Genomic DNA, 22,053 nt, shown 5'->3' on the forward strand with positions numbered 1-22,053 from the left:
GCGCCGCCTGGCCAGAGAGACGATTGACGAAAGGAGTTTGGCGGCTCTCCGTTCGCGCTTGTCATGCTCGCGCTCAGGCATTAGGCGTTAAGATACGCAGACCATCCGTTAAGCGCGATCATTGCGCGAGGTTGATTTGCCGGCTCTGGCGGCTCGCCCGGAATCCTTTTGTAACACGGCGCAGAAAGCTGCGCCGCCGACGCCATGGTTATTGCCTTGGAACCTCGCCGAGACTGAATTCCCCGCTCACCAAAAGCAGGAGGACATAAAACAAATGCCGAAAGCCATATTCGTAGAGCCCGGCGGAGGATTCGAGCGCGTGGTCGTCGGCGTGAGCGAGGCGCCAGAGCCGCAGCGCGGCGAAATAACCGTGAGACTTCACGCAAGCTCGCTCAACTATCATGATTATGCGGTGGTGAGCGGCATGTGGGGACCGAGCGAGCGGCGCATTCCGATGTCGGATGGCGCGGGCGAAGTCTGCGCCGTCGGCCCGGAGGTGACCGAGTTCGCCGTCGGCGATCATGTCGTCAGCACTTTCTTCCCTACCTGGCTCGCCGACGCTCCTGCTGTTGACAGTTTTGCGACCGTTCCGGGCGACGGCGTCGACGGCTATGCCCGTGCGATCGTAACCCGTCCGGCGACCGCCTTCACCCATGCGCCACAAGGCTACAGCCACGTCGAGGCGGCGACGCTGACGACCGCGGCCCTGACGGCATGGCGGGCGCTGCATGTCGACGATGCTCTCAAGGCTGGCGACGTCGTTCTGGTTCAGGGAACGGGCGGGGTTTCGATCTTTGCGTTGCAATTTGCGAAAATGGCCGGCGCTACCGTCATCGCAACCTCATCAAGCGGCGAAAAGCTCGAGCGGCTCAAGGCGATGGGGGCAGACCATGTCATCAACTACAAGACCGACGCCGCATGGGGAGAGACCGCCCGCCGCCTTACCGGCAACCGCGGCGTCGACCATGTGATCGAGGTCGGCGGCCCCGCGACCCTCGAGCAATCCATGACCGCCGCCCGTGTCGGGGGCCATATCTCGGTCATCGGCATCCTGACCGGCGTCGCCGGCCCCCTTCCCCTCGTGCCGGCCCTCGTGCGGCAGTTGCGCTTGCAAGGCGTTCTTGTCGGCAGCCGCAAGCATCAGATGGACATGATCCGCGCTATCGACGCAACCGGCATGAAACCCGTGATCGACAGCGAGTTTCCGCTCGAGGACATCGTGGAAGCTTTCCGCCATCAGGAAAGCAACAAGCACTACGGGAAGATCTGCTTGAGCTTCTGACCAGCGCGGCGCCGCCCGACAGCCGCCGCCGCAGGAAGAGGCGTATAAATATTTGCGCCCGAGGCGGGCTTCTTTATCGAGGCGGCCCGCCTCAACGCGTCAACATTGTCAGGCTCTTCTAGCCAGCCAAACGTCGTCTTTTTAAGACATACCCTACGGTTTTCGAAAGCAACAGCCTTGACGTATTTCCCCACATAGATTTTCATCAAAGTTCATCATCCATATAATATCCGCGATGCCATTCCCTTGAAGTGTACCGAGTAAGGCCGCCCCAAAACATTTTGTAAAACTTAAACACGAGAATAAGCCCAATCCAAGGGGAAGCGAATACGCCAACCCAAAACCAAATTTGAAAAAGTTCGTTTGCTGGAGCGTTCCAATTTCCCTGTTGATAGATAATGGCCACTATACCAAAAACAATCCAAGCAAAGATAACCCAAAACGTCTTCATAATAATCTCCTTGAAAATAATAAACACAATACGAGGGTATTATGCCTTCCTCAGCGTGCGTACAGCCGCGCGACTATCGGGCAAGAGCAAGAGCACTATCCTCCGGGCGATCCGATCCGGACGGCTTTCGGCCAAGAGAACCGATCAGGGCGCCTATGCGGTAGACCCAGCTGACTATGCCGCGTTTATCCTGGCGCCAACACGCCCATTGAAACGGAACGTTTCACGGGCCAGAACGCGGAAGAACTCGCATGGTCTAATAGAGACCGCGTGCTACGCGCTCGCCGCGCCGCGCCGACGCGCGCCATGTGCTGGACAATCGGGTGTGGACGATGATCGTTCGGCGCATTATCGCTCCCGAAGTCCAAAACTTGAAATCAAACCGATCGGGGTCGCGCGCGGCGGTCTTTTCCCGGCTTCCAACAGCGCCATCGCCCTTTCCTCGATACGTTGACGCCAGGCGATCTTTTCGAGCCAGCGCGGCGGGATCCCGCGGCGGCCCCAGATTGCGCCCGCCAATTGGCCAGCAACGGCCCCAACGGTGTCGGCGTCGCCCCCGAGATTGACGGCGAGGATCAGCGCCTCCTCGAAACAGTCGCTCCGCCCAACGGCCCAGAGCGCCGCCTCAAGCGTTGAGACGACATATCCGGAAGAGGAAATCGTCTCGCGGGTTTTGCTCTTCCACGCCCCAGCGGCGATGGCGCCGACGACGCCTCTTTCGCCCAATTTTCGATCGCGCAAAACCTCCTCCTTGTCGCCTCCGGCAATGGCTTCGACAAGAAGCCGCGCAAAAAAAGCACAGGCCGCCTGGCATACGACCGCCGGATGGGTTGTCTTGCTTTGCAGCTCCGCAAGGGTGGCGGCTACATCAGGATCGGGCGCGGCAAACAATGCGACCGGCGCAAGCCGCATCAGCGAGCCATTACCGGCCCGGTTGGGGTCTCCTCGCCCTACCCCGGCAAGCTTGCCTGTCCGATGGAAATCAGTGAGCGCTTCCCGCGTCGCGACGCCGATATCAAAACAGCGGCCGGTGACGCTGTTTTCCCCCTCGCGCCACCAGAGGACAAATCGGCGCATGAGGTCGAGCGGATCAAAAGTGCGCCGCGCGATAAGAGAGTCGGCCAGACACAGCGCCATACTGGTGTCGTCGGTCCATTCGCCGGGTTTCAGGTTAAATGGGCCTCCGCCGATGATGTCGCGCACCTCCGGATGGCTATCCCGCTTTGAGAATTCGAGCGCCGCACCGAGCGCATCCCCGACGGCGAGGCCAAGTAAGGCGCCAAGAGCGCGGTCGAGATTGATCTCGCGGCTGCGGGAAACGCCAGTTCTGCCGCGGTCTTGAAGGTCGTCGTCGAAAAAGGACTCGCTGATCATGTTTGATCCTAAAGAAAAATCGTTCCTCGAAAATGAGCCATGAAATTTATAATGAGCAACTACGTCAGACTCGGACGCTCCCGATAAGGGACCTCCGAACTATGATTTTATCGGCTGAAACGAATCTGCTTCCAGCGCGCCGCATCGTCCTGCGCATGGCGATCTTCGCCTCCGGGCAAATCAATCATGACGTTGCCGTCTTGCTTGCACGGGCTCTGCTTTTCGATAAGCGGTGATGCGCGTGAAGCGCCGCGACCTGGTCCCACATGAGTTGTTTGAGCCGCTCGGACGCGAGGATCGTCACCGTCGGTCCCCAGGTCATCAGATGATGCACAATCTGGAGCAGGCCTCCCGCTCGAAAGCTGACCGTCACCGACCCGTCATTTTCATCCGCCATCTGTTGGGTTGGATGAAACAGATAGGTGCGGGCGTCGGCGGCCGCGGACGCATCAAAGCGCAGTACGATATCCTCGGGCTCCTCCTGAAATACGCCGAACGAGCGTGAAGCATAAGCGGCGAGATCAAATCCCTCCGGCGGCGCGCCTGGTTCGTCGGTGACCTCAACGTCGTGAATGCGGTCGAGACGGAAAAGCGCCAGTTCCGGCTTTCGCTTGACGCTGGCGACGAGGTAATAGCGGGGCGCGAACAGGATCCCATAGGGAACCACCGTGTGTCGACGCGCGGCGTCGCTGTGGTTGCCTTCATAACGAAACCTTATGATCCTGCCGGCGAGCAGGGCCTCTCTCAGCGCTTTGAGCACGGCCGGGTCGGCGAGCGGACGCGGCCCTACCTGCCGCGCGAAGGCCTCCGCGCGAATCTGATCTTCGACATCAATGTCGAGCCGCCGGCGATCAGCCTCGCGCAGGCTGGCGCGGATCTTCTGATCCAGTGACCGCAAGGTTATCGCGCGGCCGACATCTCGGCCAGTCTCAAGGGCGCGCGCCGCGTTTTCCAGTTCGGTCAGTTCGAGCGCCGTCGGCGCCACGGCGAAATTGCCGAGGCCGCGCGCGGCGATGCGAAAGCGCATCTTGCGGCCGTCTTCCACGCGCTCAAGCAAGCCGAATGTGGCCTCCACAGCATCGCGCATCCGTTCCGCCGTGCGACGGCTGACGCCCGCGGTCTCCGCCATTTCCTCGATCGTCAGACCTTCCGCGCTAGCTGCGAGCGCGCGCGCGAGACTCAACACGCCCACCGACTTTTCGAAACGCATGATGTGCCGCCTCTGCTGAACGTCCGAAGATGACGTAGCAATCCCGTATCGTCGTTTGCTGTCAAGCCGAGGTCGCCACGCACCGCTGCGCACGATGAATGACGTCGCTATCTCCCGATGGGCTGAAGTCGGCGGCTCGCCGCGCGCGCGCCCGCGGTTGCCGCGACCATCGATTCTGCAACGCGAGACACGCGGTTGCAGGCGATCGCCTGCTCGCGCCGCTGGATGGGCGCGATCCATTCTGGACAGACTGCATCGTTCGACGCCATCGCCGGCGCCCAGCATCTCGCCGAGCGCATATCTGCCGCCTTGCGCCGCTGGCTTTCCTCCCGCCCAAAATCATGCAGGCGGTCGCTGACGGTCTGCTGCCGCCGGCCTGACGGTCTGTCGCCTTCCCCAGGCCTGCTCAACGCCCCGGCCATCCAAGAGCAAATGCTCGGCCTTAGCTGGGACGAGGCTTCCAAGCGCTCCCGCCGCTCACCGCAAGCTCGATGTGACCCGACCGAAGCGGGACGCACTTGTCTCGGTCCATCCCCCCGCACAAGCCCAAATCGAACCGCTCTGCGCGAGAATCGAACCGGTCTCGGGCGCCCGTAATTCCGAAATCCCGCACATTGGAAAACGCCCCAGAGACCGGGGCCTGAAAAGCGCCGAGGAGCGGGCGGATTCCGCTGCATGAGAGTCTCCGGGACGCTGGCCGCCGCACCAAGATCCCGAAACCGCGGGCCTTTTCGCCGAGACTGCGCCCGTTCCGGAATCGCGGGAATGCGTGGCTGACGACGCAGTCCACCGCGAACCGGTCTCACCTCGAAATTTCTGGTTAACAGGGAAAATACAGGGAAAAGGCGTCGAATATTGATCGAGGACGCGCGATAGAAGGCCGTTTTCCATTGCGAACACAGATCTTTAGCAAACAAATTCCCTAGCGAAAAAACAGGGAAATCGTTCGCGGCGATCAGGGAGGGACCGAGCGTCTGGCAGGGATTAGGCTTGCGGGTTCAGGGAAAAAGCTAGGGCGGCGAAGCGTCAAGAGCAGGGGCAGGCTTGGCCTCGAGCTCAATCATTGACCCTCGTCGTCTTCGGAATCGGAAGCCTCAAAGGCAAGCAGCGTGATGGCGAAGCCTCGACTCTGGGTGAGGGTCTGCACAATCAGGGCGTCTCGGCTAGGACGCGCGACCCAGTCGCGGGCGATAGCTTCTTCATGTGCGGAAAGGCCGCTGGCGTCAACGACAGACGGTAAAATCGGGAGTCGATCGCCACGCTGGCAGGAAAGCCAAGGAAAGGCGGAACGCCGCTCGATATAGCGAACGATCCCTTCCGAGCTGAAAACCAGGGCGCAGGACTCGTCGTGGAGTTCGACATAGCGGCGCGCGGCGGACTCGCGGCTGAGTCCCAATTCATCCGATAGCGCGATGGCGCGCGCGAGATCGGGAAGGCCGTGCAGATAGCGCCGCGCAAGCCGTTTCGGCGCAAGCAGCTCGATGGCGAAGCGGCTCGCTTCAGCCTCCTGGATCGCGCGTCGCGCCGCGGCCGGCGGCGGCCTGCCCCACGGCGTTCCGATATCGGATCGCGAACAGGCGAAGCCAGAACCGTCCTCGGGCGTGTGCCATGGATTGAGGAAATGCCCGAGTTCATGCGCCAGCGTGAACAGGCGCCTCGTCTTGGACGACGCGCTGTTGATCGCGATCATGCCGACGTTACGGTCGGCCGGCGTGACGAGAGCGCCCTCAAGGCCGCGCAATGGCGCCTCTCTGATCTCGACAATGTCGAGCGCCATGGCAATGGCGGCGACGGGAACCTCGCCGCTCTCGTGCCCCAGCTGGTCATGAATCGCCGCAGCGAGGCGGTCGGGGTTCGGTCCCGCCTCTTCAATCGACATGCGATCGAGCGCAAGCACGGCGTTCAGCCGCCGGCCCCCGTCTTGCGGCGTCGCTTGAGCAACGTCCGCTCTCATGGAGGACGCGAAGGCCGAGATGGTCTTTACGGATCCGCCTTACAATGTCGCGATCGAGGGTCACGTCAGCGGACTTGAAGAATCTGATCGTCTGGGCGAAGGACAATGGCGGCATGGGTTCGTTCTATCGCTCCCGGCACGAGCTGATCTTCGCGTTCAAGAACGGGACCGCCGCGCATCACAACAGTTTCGAGCTTGGCCAGCATGGACGCTACCGGACGAACGTCTGGGAGTATCGCGGCGTCAACACCCTGAAGGCCGGACGCGCCGATGAACTGGCGCTGCACCCGACGGTCAAACCTGTCGCGATGATCGCCGAGGCGATCAAGGATGTTTCGCGCCGCGGCGGCGTCGTGCTCGATCTGTTCGGCGGGTCTGGCTCGACGTTGATCGCGGCGCAGAAGACCGGCCGGCGCGCGAGATTATGCGAGCTCGACCCGGTCTATTGCGACCGGATCATCCGTCGCTGGGAGCTCTTCGCCAAGGACGAGGCCGAACAGATCGCCTGCGGCCGCGCCATTGTTGAGATCGGCAACGACGGCGGCCTCGAAGGCGGCGCACTGAGCAGTCCGGGCAAAGGCGTAAGAGCGGCGAAGGCCGAACCTCAGAGCGCCGGGTGGCCCCCCGCCCGCGCGCGCCAGCCCATCGAAGGCTGACGCGACGATGCCGCGCGATCGCAAACCCCGCCTGCCGCCGGCCGAGTCGAGCTCCTACGAGGTCGGCTATGGCAAGCCGCCGACCGCGTCGCGGTTTCAGCCAGGCCGCTCGGACAATCCGAAGGGCCGCCCCAACGGCGCGGCCAACAGGCTCCCGGCGCTCAACGAGGAGCGGCTCAAGAGCATCATCCTTGAAGAGGCCTATCGCAGCATCATGGTCAACGACGGCAAGCGGCAGGCCTCGATCCCAATGGCCCAGGCGGTCGTCCGCGCCATCGCCGTCAGCGCAGCGCGTGGCCAGCCTCGCGCCCAGCAACTGTTCGCGACGCTTCTCTCCGAGACGGAGCGCGCCAACAAGGCGGCGTACGACGACTATCTGAAAACGGCGATCGAATATAAACAGCACTGGGAGGAAATCCTCGACCGGCGCGAACGGCTCGGCCTCTCTGGCCCCGAGCCCCTCCCCCATCCCGACGACATTATCCTCGACTTTCGGAGAAACGAGGTCGTCATCAAGGGCCCAATGACCCGCCAGGACAAGATCGAGTGGGACCGCCTCTACGCCCGCGTCGAGGAATCAGACCGCGAGATCGAGGAAATGACCGCGAGCCTCAAAGACCCAGAGAACGAACACTACCAAACCTTCATCGAGGATGACATCCAGCACGAACGGCGCTTACGCGACATGATCGTCAAAGCGATCGGCGAGCCAAAGGACCGCAGACGAAGGTAGCGTCCTAAAGTGTGTTGATTTCCACAAGGACGCAACCCGGATTTTTTCGCTGAGAAGTTCGCGATGAAAATCTCGCGTCAGTTCGAAGCGGAAATCAACAGTCTGGACCACGCCTTGCCATAGTGACGCCCGCTTTTCCGTGCTAAATGCCAACCTATGAAAGATGAGATGTGAACCGTCCGACCGTTTGCTTTGCGCTTTGGTTCGTCGCCGTACTTGCGGCCGCGATAGTGCTTGTTCCGGTCTCGGCTTCGGCCCATCCGGGTCACCGCGATTCGGAAATGGTCTCCCACCGCGATCAACAAACGATCGACATAACCTCTCCGAAAACATTGGCGGGGGGTCAGATCTCCCCGGTCTACGCCGTATTTAGCCAGGCTGTGAGAGACCTTTCCGCTGAACCAACGCTCCTTGACGCTCTGCCGGAGCACGGATCCTGTCAGGACGAATGCTGCTGCTCGGGCATGGGCTGCTGTTTCGGCGTCAGCGTCCCCGGCGAAGCTCCGATTGCGCCACTCTTTGGCGCGGGTGCGAAATACTCGGTCTCGCCTCCCGTCTCCGCAAGGGGAATAACGCCGGCATCCCTGCTCGAACCGCCAAACGCCTTCGTCTGATCGCTTTCCGCCGCTGCCGAACCCAAAGGTCCGGCGGCCGCTGACCGTTCAGCTCGAAGGTAATTCCATGTCAATGAAATTCGCCGCGGTCGCCGCGGCACTTCTGTGCGCGCTCCTCGTCGGAGCGCCGCGCCTCATGGCACATGAAGGTCACGATCACGAGACCGCGGCGCCTGTCGCCTCAAGCAATTTTCCCCGCGCCGAAGCGGTATCCTCAGCCTTTGAACTCGTCGCTATCAAGCAGGGAGCCGAACTCGAAACCTGGCTCGACCGGTTTGAGACGAACGAACCCGTTCGAGACGCGATCATCGATGTCGAGACGCCTGCTGGTCCAGCAACGGCAGTCAAGGCGCCAAACGGCTCCTATCGCATCCCCGCGGCATGGGCGAGCGCCCCGGGCCGCTACGATCTGATCTTCACGGTCACGGATGGGGGGAATGTCGACGTGCTCACGGCCACCCTCGTAGTTCCCGTCACAAGTTCCAGAAAAACGGAGCCCCTGCTGGGTCCCAATCAGGGCTCTCTGCTCGGAGGCGTATCGACCATGGCCGTCGCGGTCGCGAGCCTCTTGTTCGGCGCCTTCTCAGCCTTGACGCTGCGGAAGCATCCGATCCTGTGGACGCCCTTTATCGCCCTCTTTCTGGTCATCGTGGTCGGGGCGGTCCGGCTGCTGGCGCATGAAGGGCACGATCACCCGGACGAAGCGAAAGGCAGTCCTGCTGCTAAAGGCGACCGCTCGCAGATCCTGCCTGACGGCTCGATTTTCATGCCGAAGCCGACCCAACGCGTCCTTGCCGTGCGGACGACGGCGAGCCGCGAGGAGGAGCACAAAAGAACGGTCGAACTGCCAGGTCGCATCATTCCGGATCCAAACAAAAGCGGTCTCGTCCAGGCTGCGGCCGCCGGCCGTCTCTCGGCGCCGCCTGCCGGATTCCCAAGTCTCGGAGCCCGCGTCGAGGCGGGCGACGTCCTCGCCTATGTGACCACGCCATTTCTTGCACTCGACCAGCCCACCTTGCGTCAACAGGCGGGCGATCTCGCCCAACAGATCTCGATCGTCGAACGGCGTGTCGCGCGCTATGAGACGCTTGTTAAGTCGGCCGCCATCGCGCAGGTGACGCTCGATGACGCTCGCCTCGAACTCCAGGGCCTTAAGGCGCGCCGCGCCACCGTCGACACGGTCAAGCGCGATCCGGAGGCGCTCGTCGCGCCCGTCGGCGGCGTCATCGCCGCAGCCAATGCCGTGGCTGGCCAGATCGCCGATCCCAACGCCATCCTGTTTCAGATCGTCGATCCGGCACACCTTTGGGTCGAGGCGCTGTCCTTCAACGCCATGGCGGCCGGTCTAAAAGCTTCCGCGCGCACCTCGGAGGGTCGCAGCCTTTCACTCGATTTTATTGGGGCCGGCTTCGCGGATCGCAATCAGGCGGCGCCGGTTAATTTTTCGATCGGAGATCCGGCCGGACTTCGGCTCGGGCAGTTCGTGAGCGTGTTTGCGGAGACGTCCGAGGCGACCGCGGGCCTCGCTTTGCCGCGTGCGAGCGTCGTTCGACGTTCAAACGGCGAAAACGTCGTTTATGAGCATGTGGGCGCGGAGCGATTTGAGGCGCGGATCGTCAGAACCCAGCCTCTCGATGGCGACAATGTCCTTGTCGTCGACGGTCTTTCAGCCGGGCGCAGGGTCGTGACCCAGGCGGCTGAACTTCTCAATCAGGTGAGGTGACGCCGATGTTCACCTTCCTCGTCACACAGTCGCTGCGCAATCGCCTGCTCGTCCTCGCGATCGCGATGGTCCTGGTGCTCTGGGGCGGCCTTACGCTGAGCCGCCTGCCGGTCGATGTCCTTCCTGATCTCAACAAGCCGACCGTCACGATCATGACGGAGGCCGAGGGCCTTGCGCCGCCCGAGGTCGAACAGCTCGTCACTTTCATCATCGAGACGCAAATGAACGGGCTGCCCGGCGTTTCGCGGGTGCGCTCGGTTTCAGGCGTCGGCCTGTCGATCGTCTACGTCGAGTTCGACTGGGGGACCGACATTTATCGCAATCGCCAGCAGATCGCCGAGCGACTGACTCTCGTGCGCGATCAATTGCCTGCGAATGTCACGCCACAGATGGGGCCTATCAACTCGATCATGGGACAGATCATGCTGCTGGCCCTGACAGCGCCGGCCGACGTATCGCCGATGGACGTGCGCGAGACCGCCGACTTTCTGCTCCGTCCGCGTCTCCTCGCCATTCCGGGCGTCGCCCAGGTGATCCCGATGGGCGGCGAGGTTCGTCAATACCGGGTGTCGCCTAACCCGGCGGCAATGCGCACGCTCGGCGTTACCTCGGACCAGTTGGAGAAGGCGTTGACCCAGTTCGGCGTCAACACGGGCGGTGGCTTTACCGATCAATTTTCGCGCGAGTTCCTGGTGCGCAATATCGGCCGCACGCTCAAATTGGAGGATCTGGCGAATACCGTCGTCGCCAACGCCAGCGGCGCCCCTATCTATCTGCGCCAGATCGCGGAAGTCAGCTTCGGCGCCAAAACGAAGCGCGGCGATGCCGGCTACATGGGTAAGCCTGCGGTCGTCGTGTCGATCGAAAAACAGCCGGACGTCGACACTGTTCGGCTCACGCGCGACATTGAGGCCGCGCTCAAAGCGATTTCGGCGAGCCTGCCTTCGGGCATCAGGGCCGACAACATACTGTTCCGGCAAGCCGACTTCATCGAAACCTCGATTCAGAACGTCGAGCGCGTGTTGATCGAGGCCATCGGCGTCGTCGCCATCGTTCTTTTCGCTTTCCTCCTCAACTGGCGCACAACCGCGATTTCGCTGACAGCGATCCCGGTCTCGATCCTCAGCGCCGCCATCATATTTCACTTGATGGGATTATCGATCAATACGATGACGCTTGGGGGCCTCGCCATAGCCATAGGCGAACTCGTCGACGACGCCGTGGTCGATGTCGAAAATATTTTCCGGCGGCTCCGAGAAAACCGGCACGCTGCGCAAGCTCGATCCGTCTTCGATGTCATTGTCTCCGCGAGTCAGGAGGTTCGGTCCGGCATCATTTATGCGACGATGATCATCGTTCTCGTGTTCATGCCGCTGTTCGCGCTTTCCGGCATCGAAGGGCGACTTTTCGCTCCACTCGGTCAAGCCTATATCATCTCGATCCTGGCGAGCCTCATCGTCTCCATCTCGTTGACGCCGGTTATGGCGTATTACCTGCTGCCGCCCATCGCCAGCCTGCACGAGCACGAAGGCGCGCTCATGCGCATGTTCAAGCGGGCGAACCGGGCGGCGCTCGAGCGCGCCCTTGATCATCCCCGCCTTGTCATGGCGGCTGCTTTGATCGGCGTAATGGGTGCAGGCGGCGCCGCCGTCATGCTGCCCCGCGCTTTCCTGCCGCCTTTCAACGAAAGCACTTTAACGATCAACACGGTCTTCACGCCGGGCATATCCCTCGCTGAATCGAACCGTATCGGCCTCGTCGCCGAACAACTTCTCATGGAGACGCCGGAGGTCAAATCCGTCGGCCGGCGGACGGGGCGCGCCGAGCTTGACGAGCATGCGGAAGGGGTTCACTCATCCGAAATTGAGGTCGATCTCGGCAAATCCGCGCGATCGCGCGACGAAGTCGTCGCCGACATCAGGTCGCGCCTCCGCATCCTCCCAATGTCCGTCAATATAGGCCAGCCGATTTCGCACCGGCTCGATCACATGCTGTCAGGCGTGCGGGCGCAGATCGCGCTCAAGATCTTCGGCGAGGATCTCGACGGCCTGCCGCGCGTCGCGGAAGACCTGCGCGGCAGGCTCGCAAAAATTCAAGGTCTGGTCGATCTTCAAGTCGAGAAGCAGGTCCGCGTTCCGCAGATCGAGATTGCGGTTGATTACCAAGGAGCAGCGCTCTATGGACTGCAGCCCGCTGCGATCACCGATCAGCTTCAACGGCTGTCCAATGGCAAACTGATGTCGCGTATCGTGGACGGCGACAGGCGCTTTGACGTCATCTTGCGCCTCGACGATAGCCGTCGCACGACCGACCGCCTGGCGGACCTCCTCATCGAGTCGCCGTCGGGCTGGATCCCGATCCGCCAGGTCGCCGAGGTCACGGAGACCGACGGGCTAAACCAGATCCTGCGCGAGAACGGCAAACGTCGCATCGTCGTGCTCGCCAACGCCGACGGGTCGGCCGATATGGCGCGGATCGTCGCGGACATTCGTAACGAAATCGCGGCGGCGCATTTGCCGAGGGGATTCTTCACGAGCCTCGAAGGGGCGTTTCAGGCGCAGGAAGAGGCGACCCGGATGATCGGTCTCCTTTCCCTCATTTCGCTCGCGCTCGTATTTGCGATCCTCTTCAGCCGCTATCGCTCAGCCTTGTTCGCCCTGATGATCATGGGCAGCGTGCCGCTCGCATTGATCGGCAGCGTCGCGGCGCTTTGGATCGCTGGGCAACCTCTCTCGGTCGCTTCGATGATAGGCTTCATAACGCTGACCGGGATCGCCTCGCGCAATGGCATATTGAAGATCAGCCACACCATCAATCTGTCGCTCCGCGAAGGCGTGCCGTTCGGGCGCGAACTTGTGATCCGGGGCAGCCTCGAACGGATGACGCCGGTGCTCATGACCGCGCTATCGGCCGGGGTTGCGCTCGTGCCGCTCTTGATCGACGGCCATGCGCCGGGAAAGGAAATTCTGCATCCGGTCGCCGTCACCATTTTTGGCGGACTCGTCAGCGCGACGCTGCTCGACGCCTTCTTAACGCCCATCCTGTTCATGCAATTTGGCCGCAAGCCATTGGAGAATCTACATGCGTTGGACCCCGCGCGCCTATCGCCTTCCACCGCGGCGACGCCCTTGCAATCTTATTGAGCCAACAAAGGAGAAGATCATGAAAGCGATGCTCATTTCGACCGGGGTGCTGTTCGCGGCCGCCGGATTTGCGCTTGCGCACGACCAGAAGGGTCCGCATGGTGGCCATCAGGTCGATGCAGGAAAGATGCACGTCGAATTGCTCGTCAAGGACGCCACGATCGACGTTTATCTCGCCGACGAACTGGCCAAGCCAGTCGATGCGTCTGGCTACAAGGGGCTTGCGATTCTCATCATTGGCGGCAAGGCCGCCCGCATTCCGCTGGCTCCGGTTGGAAGCGACAAGCTCACTGGCACGGCGCCTGCCGAGGTCAAGGGCGAGCCAAAGGGGGCCGTGCAGATCACGTCCCCGTCCGGCGCCACAGTCCAGGGAAAGTTCGACTAAAATTCATGTATGGATTCTGAAGCGAAAGGCAATTTGCCTTTCCTCGCCGGTTCAGAGTTCCACGACGAGATGTGGTGAAACCCGATACCCTCGTTTGCACGGCCGGCGGCGCGATCACATTGCGCCGCAATCGACGCCAATCAGCTGATCGGCGATTTTCTTCTGCTCGTCAGTCAAAACTGCATACAGTTTGACCGTTGCCGGTTTGACCGCCTTCAGGGATTCGAGCATGGCCTCCATGCCGCCGATGCGGGCGTCCATCCGCTCAACGACGCCGCCCTTTTGCATCGCTCCCATCATGCTTTCGCGCATGTCCTGCATGACCTTCACCCGGCCCTTGACGGTCTCGGCATATCCGTTCCAGGCTTCGGTTTGGGCGTCGGTTATCTTAAGCTCATCCTTCAGATAGGCGAGCCGCCCCGAAACCATGGCGCCCATCCTTGCCTGGCCGCCGCGCATCATGCCCTGGCCCATCATTCCGCGCCCCATCATGCCCATCGTCGGGCAGCCGCCGCCCATCATCCCCATCGTGGGCGCTGCCTGATCGTCGTCTTCGGCGATGGACGGTGAGAGGACGGCTCCACTCAATGCGAAACCAAGAGCGGCCGTTGCGAAGAACTTGTTCATTGCAGTGCTCTTTCTGTTCTCACTCGACAACACAACTCGAAATATTATTCTCCTTATCCGCCTCGCCGGCATTGACCGAGAGCAATTTGTGGACGTTGAGATGGGACGCGCGCTTGGATGCGCCCTCAGAGTCTGCACATGCTGACGCTTGCTCACATGAATGAAAGCTCGTCGGCAGAATCGACCTCGGGCTTGGGCGCTAAGCGGCTGACTCATCGTCTAGCGCCCCAGATATTTGATAAGCGCGGCGATGCCGAGGAGGACCAGAATGACGATCAGGAGGCCGACCAGCCACATCCCCGACATGCCGCCCGTCATTCCATCAAGTCCCATCATCGCGGCCTCCTCAGTTTAACGGCGTGTGGCGCAGCCGTAGCGCGTTGGCGATGACGCTGAGGGAGGAGAGCGCCATGGCCGCTGCCGCAATGATTGGGGAGAGCAATAGCCCGAAGGCGGGATATAGTGCGCCCGCCGCGATCGGCACACCGGCCGCGTTGTAGATGAAGGCGAAGAACAGGTTCTGGCGGATGTTGCTCATCGTCGCATGACTGAGCTTTCTGGCCCGCACGATCCCCTGAAGATCTCCTTTCAGGAGGGTGACCCCGGCGCTCTCGATCGCGACGTCCGTGCCGGTGCCCATGGCGATGCCGACATCGGCGGCGGCGAGCGCCGGCGCATCGTTGACGCCGTCGCCCGCCATGGCGACGATCCGACCCTCCTTGCGCAATTTGGCGACGACCTTGCCTTTGTCCTCCGGCAGGATTTCAGCCTCGACCTCGCTGATGCCGAGCTTATGCGCCACGGCGTCGGCCGTGGTCTTGTTGTCGCCGGTCAGCATGACGACCCGGACGCCCGCGTCCCGCAGCTCTTTGAGCGCGGCGGGCGTCGTCTCCTTGACCGGATCGGCGATCGCGAGAAGGCCGCCAACCCGTCCGTCAATCGCCACGAAAATCACGGTCGCGCCTTCGCCGCGGAGAGCTTCCGCCTCGCTGGTGAGAGCAGAGAAATCGACGCCGGCTTCCGCCATGATGCGATGGCTGCCGATGACGAGCTTCTTTCCGTCGACAACGCCGGTGACGCCCTTGCCGACCGGGCTGTCGAAATCAGTCGCGACGCCGAGCAGCAGATTGCGCTCCTTTGCGGCGTTGACGATGGCGGTCGCCAGAGGATGCTCACTGGCGCGCTCCAGCGTCGCCGCAAGGCGCAGCAGCTCAGCCTCATCGAGACCGCCAACCGCTTTCAGGGCCGTCACCTTCGGCTTGCCTTCGGTCAGGGTGCCGGTCTTGTCGACGACCAGCGTGTCGATCTTCTCAAAGCGCTCAAGAGCCTCGGCGTTCTTGATCAGCACGCCAAGGCCGGCGCCGCGGCCGACCCCGACCATGATCGACATCGGAGTCGCGAGGCCAAGCGCGCAGGGGCAGGCGATGATAAGCACAGCGACGGCCGCGATCAGACCGTGGGCGAAGCGCGGTTCAGGACCCCAGATCGCCCAGGCACCGAAGGCGAGCACGGCGACGAGGATGACTATAGGGACGAACCAGCCTGAAACTTCATCGGCAAGGCGCTGGATCGGCGCACGGCTGCGCTGCGCCTCGGCCACCATGCGGACGATCTGCGCCAGCATGGTGTCGCTTCCGACCTTTCCGGCCCGCATGACGAATCCGCCGCTTTGGTTGAGCGTGCCACCGATGAGCTTTGCGCCCGCGCTCTTGGTCACCGGCATCGACTCGCCCGTGATCATCGATTCGTCGAGCGAACTACGGCCCTCGATCAGTTCGCCATCGACGGGAACTTTTTCGCCGGGCCGAACTCGCAGCCGGTCGCCGACTGCCACTGCTTCGACCGCGACGTCCTCGTCGGTCCCGTTGGGGCGGACGCGCCGCGCGATTTTCGGCGCGAGATCCAGCAGCGCGCGGATCGCGCCGCCGGTCTGTTCGCGGGCGCGGAGCTCAAGAACCTGGCCGAGCAGCACCAGCACGGTGATGACCGCCGCCGCCTCGAAATAGATCGCGACCGTCCCGTCCGCGGCGCGGAACGTGCTAGGGAAGACCCCCGGCGCGATAGTAGCGACGACGCTATAGGCCCAGGCGACGCCCGTCCCCATCGCAATCAGCGTGAACATATTGAGATGGCGCGTGACGAGCGATCGCCATGCGCGGGCAAAGAAGGGCGCGCCTGCCCATAGCACCACCGGCGTCGCCAGCGCCAGCTGGATCCAGCTCGCAGCGTGCGCGCCGAGCACCATGTGGAGATTGGTGAGGTGGCCAGCCATCTCGAGGATAAACACCGGGATGGCGAGGGCGAGGCCGATCCAGAACCGGCGCGTCATGTCGGTGAGTTCGGCGCTCGGGCCGGTCTCGCCCGTCGCGACGAGGGGTTCGAGGGTCATCCCGCAAATCGGGCAATTGCCCGGCCCAATTTGGCGGATCTGCGGATGCATCGGGCAGGTGTATATCGTTCCGGCCGGCGGCTGATCGGCGGCCGGCGCGGCGGCTCCGCCCTTGAGGAATTGCGAAGGCTCGGCGACAAATTTCTCGCGGCACTTCGCGGAACAGAAGAAGTAAGTCTTGCCAGCTTCCTCTGTGCGGAACTCCGCCGTTTGAGGATCGACCGTCATTCCACACACGGGGTCCGTGACCTTTTGGGATCCGACCGTGCCGGTCGGGCCTCCGCCATGCTGATGGTTGTGTCCGTCGTGGGGGCGATTGCCACCGGGCGTCGTCTGATCATTTTCCATAATTGGGCTCTTCTAGGCGCAGCGCCATGATACGGCGTTGAAGACGGGAACAAACACTGCTGCCGCGAGCCAAGCGAAAGCGACGTTGCTCAGGATGCCCTCGACCAGTCCGGCCGCCGACAGCAGTGGGGCTGCGGTAAAGAGTCCGAGCCAGGCGTGAGAGGCTTGCAAGCCCGGCAGCAGCAACGCCACGAGCGCGCATGCGACATAGATCACGACAAGCGTGGTTGTAAGCCCGACGCCGACGGCAGCCAAAGACAATCTGATCGATTCATGAAAAGGTTCGTTCGCCCCTACATTTTTCCTCATCTGGTCCGGCCACCATCCCAGCTGTCGCTCTAACGCCCGCCGGACTCCTTTGAACGTTGCCCCGCGGCGCCATTCGCAAGAAGCCAAGCCGCGGGCGTCTGAGGCCGTGTCACGCTGCAGTTAATCGCGAGCCGGCCATTGATCACGATTTCAATGGCTTACGATTGCATATAATTTTCGACTGTACAGATTATCGTGAGACAGGGAACGGATTTATGCAGTTTATATGAGATTTATGTCATTGACGTTGGTGAAACATTCGCGTTCACCACGGCTTCAGAAATACGATAGTGGCCATCGTCGCGAAGCCGTTTAACCTCGAAGCACGCTTTGTCGACGTAGTCTTGACAATGTCTATTCCAATCTCACATTTGCAGCATATCTGAGACTGGATGGTTGTTGACTCTCACAATTTACTGCAGCATTTTTCACCAACCGGGTCAGTCTCACCATTACGTACAGCGCGACAGCCGCATTGGGATCAGATCCAGGCCATGACAGCGCGTCGTCCCCACTCAGAATGCAACGCAGGGCGACGACGCAAAGGCCGTGAAGCACGCCATCCTTTCCGCAAACAGCGTGTCGTTCCCGCCGCGGCGCTCGATTGCTTCGCGCCCGACAAGAAGCAATCCGACAACAGGCGCCCATACAACGATCTTTGAGGAAGTGAAGCCATGAAGCTTGTCCGTCGCCAGTTTCTCTTCCTTGCAGGCGCAGCGATCGTGGTGCCCGCGATTGGGCAGAACGCCAAGCTCACCCTTCTCATCATCCGCCACGCCGAAAGGCCGGACGAAGCCTGGCCCGGCCCGGGCCTCACGCCCGGGCCTCACGCCCGAGGGTTCGCCGGACAAGAAGTCACTGGTGATCCGCGGCTGGGAGCGCGCCGGCAGCTGGTCGGCGCTGTTCGGCGCGGGACTGGGCGGCGTCGATTTCCCGCAGCACCGCTCATGAAGCTGGTGTGCCTCTAACAGGCTGCTGAAAAACCCTTTCGCTTAAGCCGCGTTCATGATTCCCTCGTGTTGCGAAGGGAGCGAACGAATGCGCGGGTCGGACGAACAGGCGGGGCGGCTTTTCAGCTATGTCGATCTGGAGACGAGGGTGCGGCGCGATCATCCGCTGCGCGCGATCCGGGCAATTGTGAACGATGCGCTGTCGGCCTTGGCGCCGGATTTCGCGGCGCTTTATTCGAAGACCGGCCGGCCGTCGATCGCGCCGGAGCGGCTGTTGCGCGCCATGCTGCTGCAAGCCTTCTATTCGGTGCGCTCCGGGCGGCAGTTGATGGAGCGGCTCGACACCGATCTTCTGTTTCGCTGGTTCGTCGGCCTTTCGGTCGACGATGCGGTATGGGACGCTACCGTGTTCTCGAAGAACCGCGACCGCCTGCTTGAAGGCGCCATCGCGGCACAATTTCTGGCGGCGGTTCTGGCTCGGCCCCGCGTGAAGAGGCTTCTGTCAAACGAGCATTTCTCCGTTGACGGCACACTGATCGAGGCCTGGGCGTCGATGAAGAGCTTCAAGCCCAGGGACGGCTCGGGCGATGAGCCGCCGCCCGGCTCCGGGCGCAACACCGAGGTTGATTTCAAGGGCGAGAAGCGCTCGAACGAGTCGCACGCCTCGACCACCGATCCCGAGGCCAAGCTCTACCGCAAGGGCGCGGGCATGGAAGCCAGGCTCGCTTTTCTTGGCCACGCCTTGATGGAGAATCGCTCCGGCCTCATCGTCAACGCCTGCCTGACCCCAGCCGACGGCCAAGCCGAACGAACCGCCGCGCTCGTTATGATCGAGCCGCTCGCCAATCGCCCGTCCGGCGTGACGCTTGGCGCCGACAAGGGCTATGACGCCCGCGTTTTCGTCAATGAGCTGCGCTCGATGAACGTGCGGCCGCATGTGGCGCAAAACAACAATGGACGCCGCTCGGCCATCGACCGGCGCACGACGCGCCATCCCGGCTATGCGGTCAGCCAGCGCATCAGAAAACGTATTGAAGAAGCGTTCGGCTGGATGAAGACGGTCGCTGGTCAGCGCAAGACCAGGTTCCGGGGCGTCGAGCGGGTCGCCTGGTCCTTCGCCTTCGCAGCCGCCGCCTATAATCTCATCCGATTGCCGAAGTTGATGGGGGAAACCGCGTGATGGGGCGCCAAGCCCAGCCGGGCCCCGCCGCGCGGCGCGGGGCGCCCGCGAAAATCACGCCCCAACCCCGAAAATCGCAAAGGCAAGGCGTTTTTCAGCAGCCTGCTAAAAGCCGTGACCACGACATTTGGCGTTGATCTCGCCGGAACCATGGCCTCGCCATCCGGCCCGGAAGAATTGACCATCCGACGATGATGTCTCGCCAGAGCCCCAGATCGCCGCCATGGGCTCGGCATGGTGCGCGTTGATAATTGTTCCGAGCGCCCTCTATAGGTTTCCTCGCGCAGATACCAGGTGTGAATCCAGGCGAGTTGCGCCTTGGTCACGCCCTGCGATGCATTGGCCATTCGCTCCAGACCGAGATTGGTGCCGTCTGCGAGGATGGCCGCGAGCAGCGCGTTCTAGTTGTCGACCGGCTTACCGGAACGAAGATCGGCAAAAGTCTGCGCAAAGCCGGTGCAGCGGTCGACTTCGTGCAGAAGCTCGGTAATGCGAACTCGCGGCATCAGCCGGTCAAGGGCTCTGTCCAGACGCTCGGCTTCCGGGGGCGTGATCACCAGAGTCGGCGAGACGTGAAGAACTCTATTTCTAAGTACGATGCCTTTGAGGCGGTCATGGCGCAATGCGTTGGCGAAACGATGGAGCCGCCAGTCCAGCAGACGGCTGCGCTCCCGCAGATAGTCTTCGCATTCCACCGGCACGGCCAGCGCCTTTGCGTTTTCGGCAACGTCAGCTTTCGCCAGAAGATAGCGGTCGAATTGTTGATAGTTCCTGGTTCCTTCGATCCAAATGTCGCCGAAAGCCAGCCGGCGGCACAAAACGGCGAGGGTCGCGATTTCGTAAAGCCGGCGCTTAACGCCACCATCTTTCACAACGATACGTTGCCAGCCTCTTAGCAGGAACGACACCATCGACCGAAAGTTCGGCAATTCTACTGCCGTTGAGGTCGATTCTCCGAGTGCTGGCGGCAATTAGGGCGATTTTTCCGTCGATCCAACAGTTCTTTAATTCGATATCGTGTGGCACAATTGCGCCCTCGAGATTGCGGATCGGCGGCAGGCTCGCGAAGGCACCGCCAGGCTTTTGGGAACAGGCACCGCCGACGGCGGCCTCAAGGGTTGTTGAGCAGGTGATCGTTGATCAGCGCGGCCGCACCGCGATTCCAGGAATAGTCCGCGCCGAGGCGAAGGTCGCTTTGCCGCGCGTGGACGAGGGCGCCGGTGCGCGCGTCGCGAATCTGGAACCGCACCGCGTAATCCGTCCGGCTGATCCGTGTCACGACGCCGACAAAGGATTGATCGGCGCCGAGCTCTAGCGCGATGGCGGCTTCGCAGCCGTGGCATTGATGCAGCGAGCGCCCTTTCACGGCCTCGCCCTCGCCGCCCGAGACGTCGACGAGGCTGTAGCGCCCGGACCCCGCGATGAGCCGGCGCGCCTCGCTCGTCGCTTGATCGAGGTGCGCAAGGTCGGCGGCGTGATCGCCCGCAATTCCCGCGCCGCCGCTGAAATCGTCGAGTTCGAAATCAAACACCGCAAGCTTGATCGGCGACGGCTCGGCGCTGGCGCGAAATCTTGCGGGGAGCGCCGCGAACAAGGCGATGACGCAGGCGGCGAGCAACCGGCGACACAGGAAAAATGGGTTCCTCACTGGCACGGCTCCTTGGCCATTCGATGAAAGCGACCTCAGCGGGACGCGGCTTCTTGCTGGACCTCGCGTTCGATGCCGCTGATCAAGTCCGACAGGGCGCCCTAAAGAAGGGCGACCATCTCGTCCTTCGCTTCCGGCGCGACGTCGATATCGACGGTCCATGAGACTTCGGATCGATCCTTCGGCGCGGGGCGGACTTCGACTGTTCCAACATAGTTTTTGACGGGAAAGGGCGAGCGCGTCGCGTGTAGCGGAAGCGCCGGGGCTGATGATCGATCTCATCGACACGGTCCTCGACCTCACCACCGCTGGCGATGCGTAGGAACCGCAGGGCGCCTTCGCCTCGGCCTTCGGCGCGGCAGCTCTCGATGAGCGGGAGCCAGCGGTCGATACCGCCGATCCCGGCGACGGCGGTCCAGACCGCGTCGCTCAGCACGCCGATCGTTTTGGTAGAGTTTATTGTCTCAAGCATGGGCGACTCTCCAAAGTTGGCGTCCGCTACGAGGGCGGCAGCGCGGTGACCTCGTCGAAGATGAAGGCTTCGGCCCGGCGCCAGGCGTCGTCCGTGTCGCCGCGAAAGGTGAACAGCTTGTCGAACAGGACGCGCCCCGTCTTGGCGTCGATCGCCTCGATCTTCGCCCATTGCACCAGCGTGCTCATCTTGTGGATCCCGCCAATAATGACGACGTCCGCGCCAGCTTCGCGCGCGGCGGCGAGGAGATTGGGAACAGTCGTGCCCGTGAGAGAGCATGGCTCGGGGCTGCACACCGGCGTCACGACCTGGAACTGCGAGCCTTTGGCGAGATCGCTCCTGAGGGCGCCCGCGAAGGCGGTGAGCCGCGCCTCATGCTCTTTGCGCTGATCGCGCACCTCGCCCGACGTGTCGAGATAGTCGAAGTCGATCACCGCGATCGCGCCGCCCTGCACCTTCGCGCCGGCATCCTCGGCCTTGCCGCAGGACGGCGCCAGCCACAGGCCGGCAGCCAGTATCGGAAGAAGTAAATGACGCATGTCGCAAATCCCCGTTGTTTCGCCGTCACCTTGCGCGGACGGCGGGCGGCCGGAAAGCGCGCGCGT

At 62.3% G+C, this 22,053-nt stretch carries 20 protein-coding genes and 2 pseudogenes; 9 read left to right on the top strand and 13 right to left on the bottom strand.

Annotated elements, in window-relative coordinates; translation table 11 throughout:
• The first annotated feature begins 274 nt into the window (after window positions 1-274).
• Window positions 275-1,282: a zinc-dependent alcohol dehydrogenase family protein gene (locus tag SIN04_RS10360; protein ID WP_134488907.1), complete on the top strand. Its 1,008-nt coding sequence runs from the start codon at window positions 275-277 to the stop codon at window positions 1,280-1,282.
• On the opposite strand, the gene SIN04_RS10365 is transcribed toward SIN04_RS10360, so the two are convergent.
• The 5 genes from SIN04_RS10365 to SIN04_RS10385 form a co-directional block, all read right to left on the bottom strand.
• Window positions 1,255-1,488 carry a hypothetical protein gene (locus SIN04_RS10365; RefSeq protein WP_134488909.1) on the bottom strand — a complete coding sequence of 78 codons (234 nt, stop codon included), beginning with the start codon at window positions 1,486-1,488 and terminating at the stop codon, window positions 1,255-1,257. The genes SIN04_RS10360 and SIN04_RS10365 overlap by 28 nt on opposite strands.
• Entirely contained in the window at window positions 1,488-1,733 is a 246-nt protein-coding gene (locus SIN04_RS10370) for a hypothetical protein (protein WP_134488912.1), read from the bottom strand. The genes SIN04_RS10365 and SIN04_RS10370 overlap by 1 nt, the downstream gene beginning before the upstream one ends.
• Window positions 1,734-2,081: 348 nt before the next feature.
• Window positions 2,082-3,107 (bottom strand): ADP-ribosylglycohydrolase family protein, encoded by a 1,026-nt coding sequence (locus tag SIN04_RS10375; protein ID WP_134488914.1) that lies wholly within the window; start codon window positions 3,105-3,107, stop codon window positions 2,082-2,084.
• 184 nt (window positions 3,108-3,291) lie between these two features.
• Window positions 3,292-4,317: a helix-turn-helix transcriptional regulator gene (locus tag SIN04_RS10380; protein WP_166795902.1), complete on the bottom strand. Its 1,026-nt coding sequence runs from the start codon at window positions 4,315-4,317 to the stop codon at window positions 3,292-3,294.
• Between the two features lie 1,060 nt (window positions 4,318-5,377).
• Window positions 5,378-6,271, bottom strand: coding sequence for an ImmA/IrrE family metallo-endopeptidase (locus tag SIN04_RS10385; RefSeq protein WP_134488918.1), 894 nt, complete (start codon window positions 6,269-6,271; stop codon window positions 5,378-5,380).
• A 71-nt stretch (window positions 6,272-6,342) separates the two neighbouring features.
• Here SIN04_RS10385 and SIN04_RS10390 point away from each other — a divergent pair.
• From SIN04_RS10390 to SIN04_RS10415, 6 genes and pseudogenes are all read left to right on the top strand, one after another.
• Window positions 6,343-6,927: pseudogene (locus SIN04_RS10390) on the top strand (DNA-methyltransferase); the annotation flags it as partial.
• A gap of 7 nt (window positions 6,928-6,934) precedes the next feature.
• Window positions 6,935-7,660 carry a DUF5681 domain-containing protein gene (locus SIN04_RS10395; protein ID WP_134488920.1) on the top strand — a complete coding sequence of 242 codons (726 nt, stop codon included), beginning with the start codon at window positions 6,935-6,937 and terminating at the stop codon, window positions 7,658-7,660.
• A 170-nt stretch (window positions 7,661-7,830) separates the two neighbouring features.
• Window positions 7,831-8,274 (top strand): hypothetical protein, encoded by a 444-nt coding sequence (locus tag SIN04_RS10400; RefSeq protein WP_134488923.1) that lies wholly within the window; start codon window positions 7,831-7,833, stop codon window positions 8,272-8,274.
• A 136-nt stretch (window positions 8,275-8,410) separates the two neighbouring features.
• Window positions 8,411-9,997: an efflux RND transporter periplasmic adaptor subunit gene (locus SIN04_RS10405; protein ID WP_341264426.1), complete on the top strand. Its 1,587-nt coding sequence runs from the start codon at window positions 8,411-8,413 to the stop codon at window positions 9,995-9,997.
• A gap of 5 nt (window positions 9,998-10,002) precedes the next feature.
• Window positions 10,003-13,140: an efflux RND transporter permease subunit gene (locus tag SIN04_RS10410; RefSeq protein WP_341264427.1), complete on the top strand. Its 3,138-nt coding sequence runs from the start codon at window positions 10,003-10,005 to the stop codon at window positions 13,138-13,140.
• A gap of 19 nt (window positions 13,141-13,159) precedes the next feature.
• Window positions 13,160-13,525, top strand: coding sequence for a hypothetical protein (locus SIN04_RS10415; protein WP_134488927.1), 366 nt, complete (start codon window positions 13,160-13,162; stop codon window positions 13,523-13,525).
• A 114-nt stretch (window positions 13,526-13,639) separates the two neighbouring features.
• On the opposite strand, the gene SIN04_RS10420 is transcribed toward SIN04_RS10415, so the two are convergent.
• From SIN04_RS10420 to SIN04_RS10430, 3 genes are all read right to left on the bottom strand, one after another.
• Complete coding sequence (locus tag SIN04_RS10420; protein WP_244605767.1) at window positions 13,640-14,224, bottom strand: Spy/CpxP family protein refolding chaperone; 585 nt, start codon at window positions 14,222-14,224, stop codon at window positions 13,640-13,642.
• A 274-nt stretch (window positions 14,225-14,498) separates the two neighbouring features.
• A complete protein-coding gene (locus SIN04_RS10425) occupies window positions 14,499-16,889 on the bottom strand; it encodes a heavy metal translocating P-type ATPase (RefSeq protein ID WP_134488929.1) in 2,391 nt (796 codons plus the stop codon).
• Between the two features lie 12 nt (window positions 16,890-16,901).
• Window positions 16,902-17,150, bottom strand: coding sequence for a hypothetical protein (locus tag SIN04_RS10430; protein WP_134488931.1), 249 nt, complete (start codon window positions 17,148-17,150; stop codon window positions 16,902-16,904).
• 722 nt (window positions 17,151-17,872) lie between these two features.
• Here SIN04_RS10430 and SIN04_RS10435 point away from each other — a divergent pair.
• A complete protein-coding gene (locus tag SIN04_RS10435; protein WP_244605768.1) occupies window positions 17,873-18,166 on the top strand; it encodes a hypothetical protein in 294 nt (97 codons plus the stop codon).
• Window positions 18,167-18,236: 70 nt separating this feature from the next.
• Window positions 18,237-19,328, top strand: coding sequence for an IS5 family transposase (locus tag SIN04_RS10440; protein ID WP_341264428.1), 1,092 nt, complete (start codon window positions 18,237-18,239; stop codon window positions 19,326-19,328).
• Window positions 19,329-19,433: 105 nt separating this feature from the next.
• On the opposite strand, the pseudogene SIN04_RS20255 reads toward SIN04_RS10440, so the two are convergent.
• The 5 genes and pseudogenes from SIN04_RS20255 to SIN04_RS10455 all read right to left on the bottom strand — a co-directional run bounded on the left by SIN04_RS20255 (window position 19,434) and on the right by SIN04_RS10455 (window position 21,987).
• A pseudogene (locus SIN04_RS20255) lies at window positions 19,434-19,675 on the bottom strand (Tn3 family transposase).
• Window positions 19,676-19,729: 54 nt separating this feature from the next.
• Entirely contained in the window at window positions 19,730-20,299 is a 570-nt protein-coding gene (locus tag SIN04_RS10445) for a hypothetical protein (RefSeq protein ID WP_341264429.1), read from the bottom strand.
• 140 nt (window positions 20,300-20,439) lie between these two features.
• On the bottom strand, window positions 20,440-20,976 hold the full coding sequence (locus SIN04_RS10450; RefSeq protein ID WP_166795903.1) for a DUF3280 domain-containing protein: 537 nt from the start codon (window positions 20,974-20,976) through the stop codon (window positions 20,440-20,442).
• Window positions 20,977-21,058: 82 nt separating this feature from the next.
• Window positions 21,059-21,448 (bottom strand): SRPBCC family protein, encoded by a 390-nt coding sequence (locus tag SIN04_RS20260; RefSeq protein ID WP_166795904.1) that lies wholly within the window; start codon window positions 21,446-21,448, stop codon window positions 21,059-21,061.
• 26 nt (window positions 21,449-21,474) lie between these two features.
• Complete coding sequence (locus SIN04_RS10455; protein WP_166795905.1) at window positions 21,475-21,987, bottom strand: DUF2380 domain-containing protein; 513 nt, start codon at window positions 21,985-21,987, stop codon at window positions 21,475-21,477.
• Between the last annotated feature and the right edge of the window lie 66 nt (window positions 21,988-22,053).

The organism is Methylocella tundrae, assembly GCF_038024855.1.
Taxonomy (GTDB): Bacteria; Pseudomonadota; Alphaproteobacteria; order Rhizobiales; family Beijerinckiaceae; genus Methylocapsa; species Methylocapsa tundrae.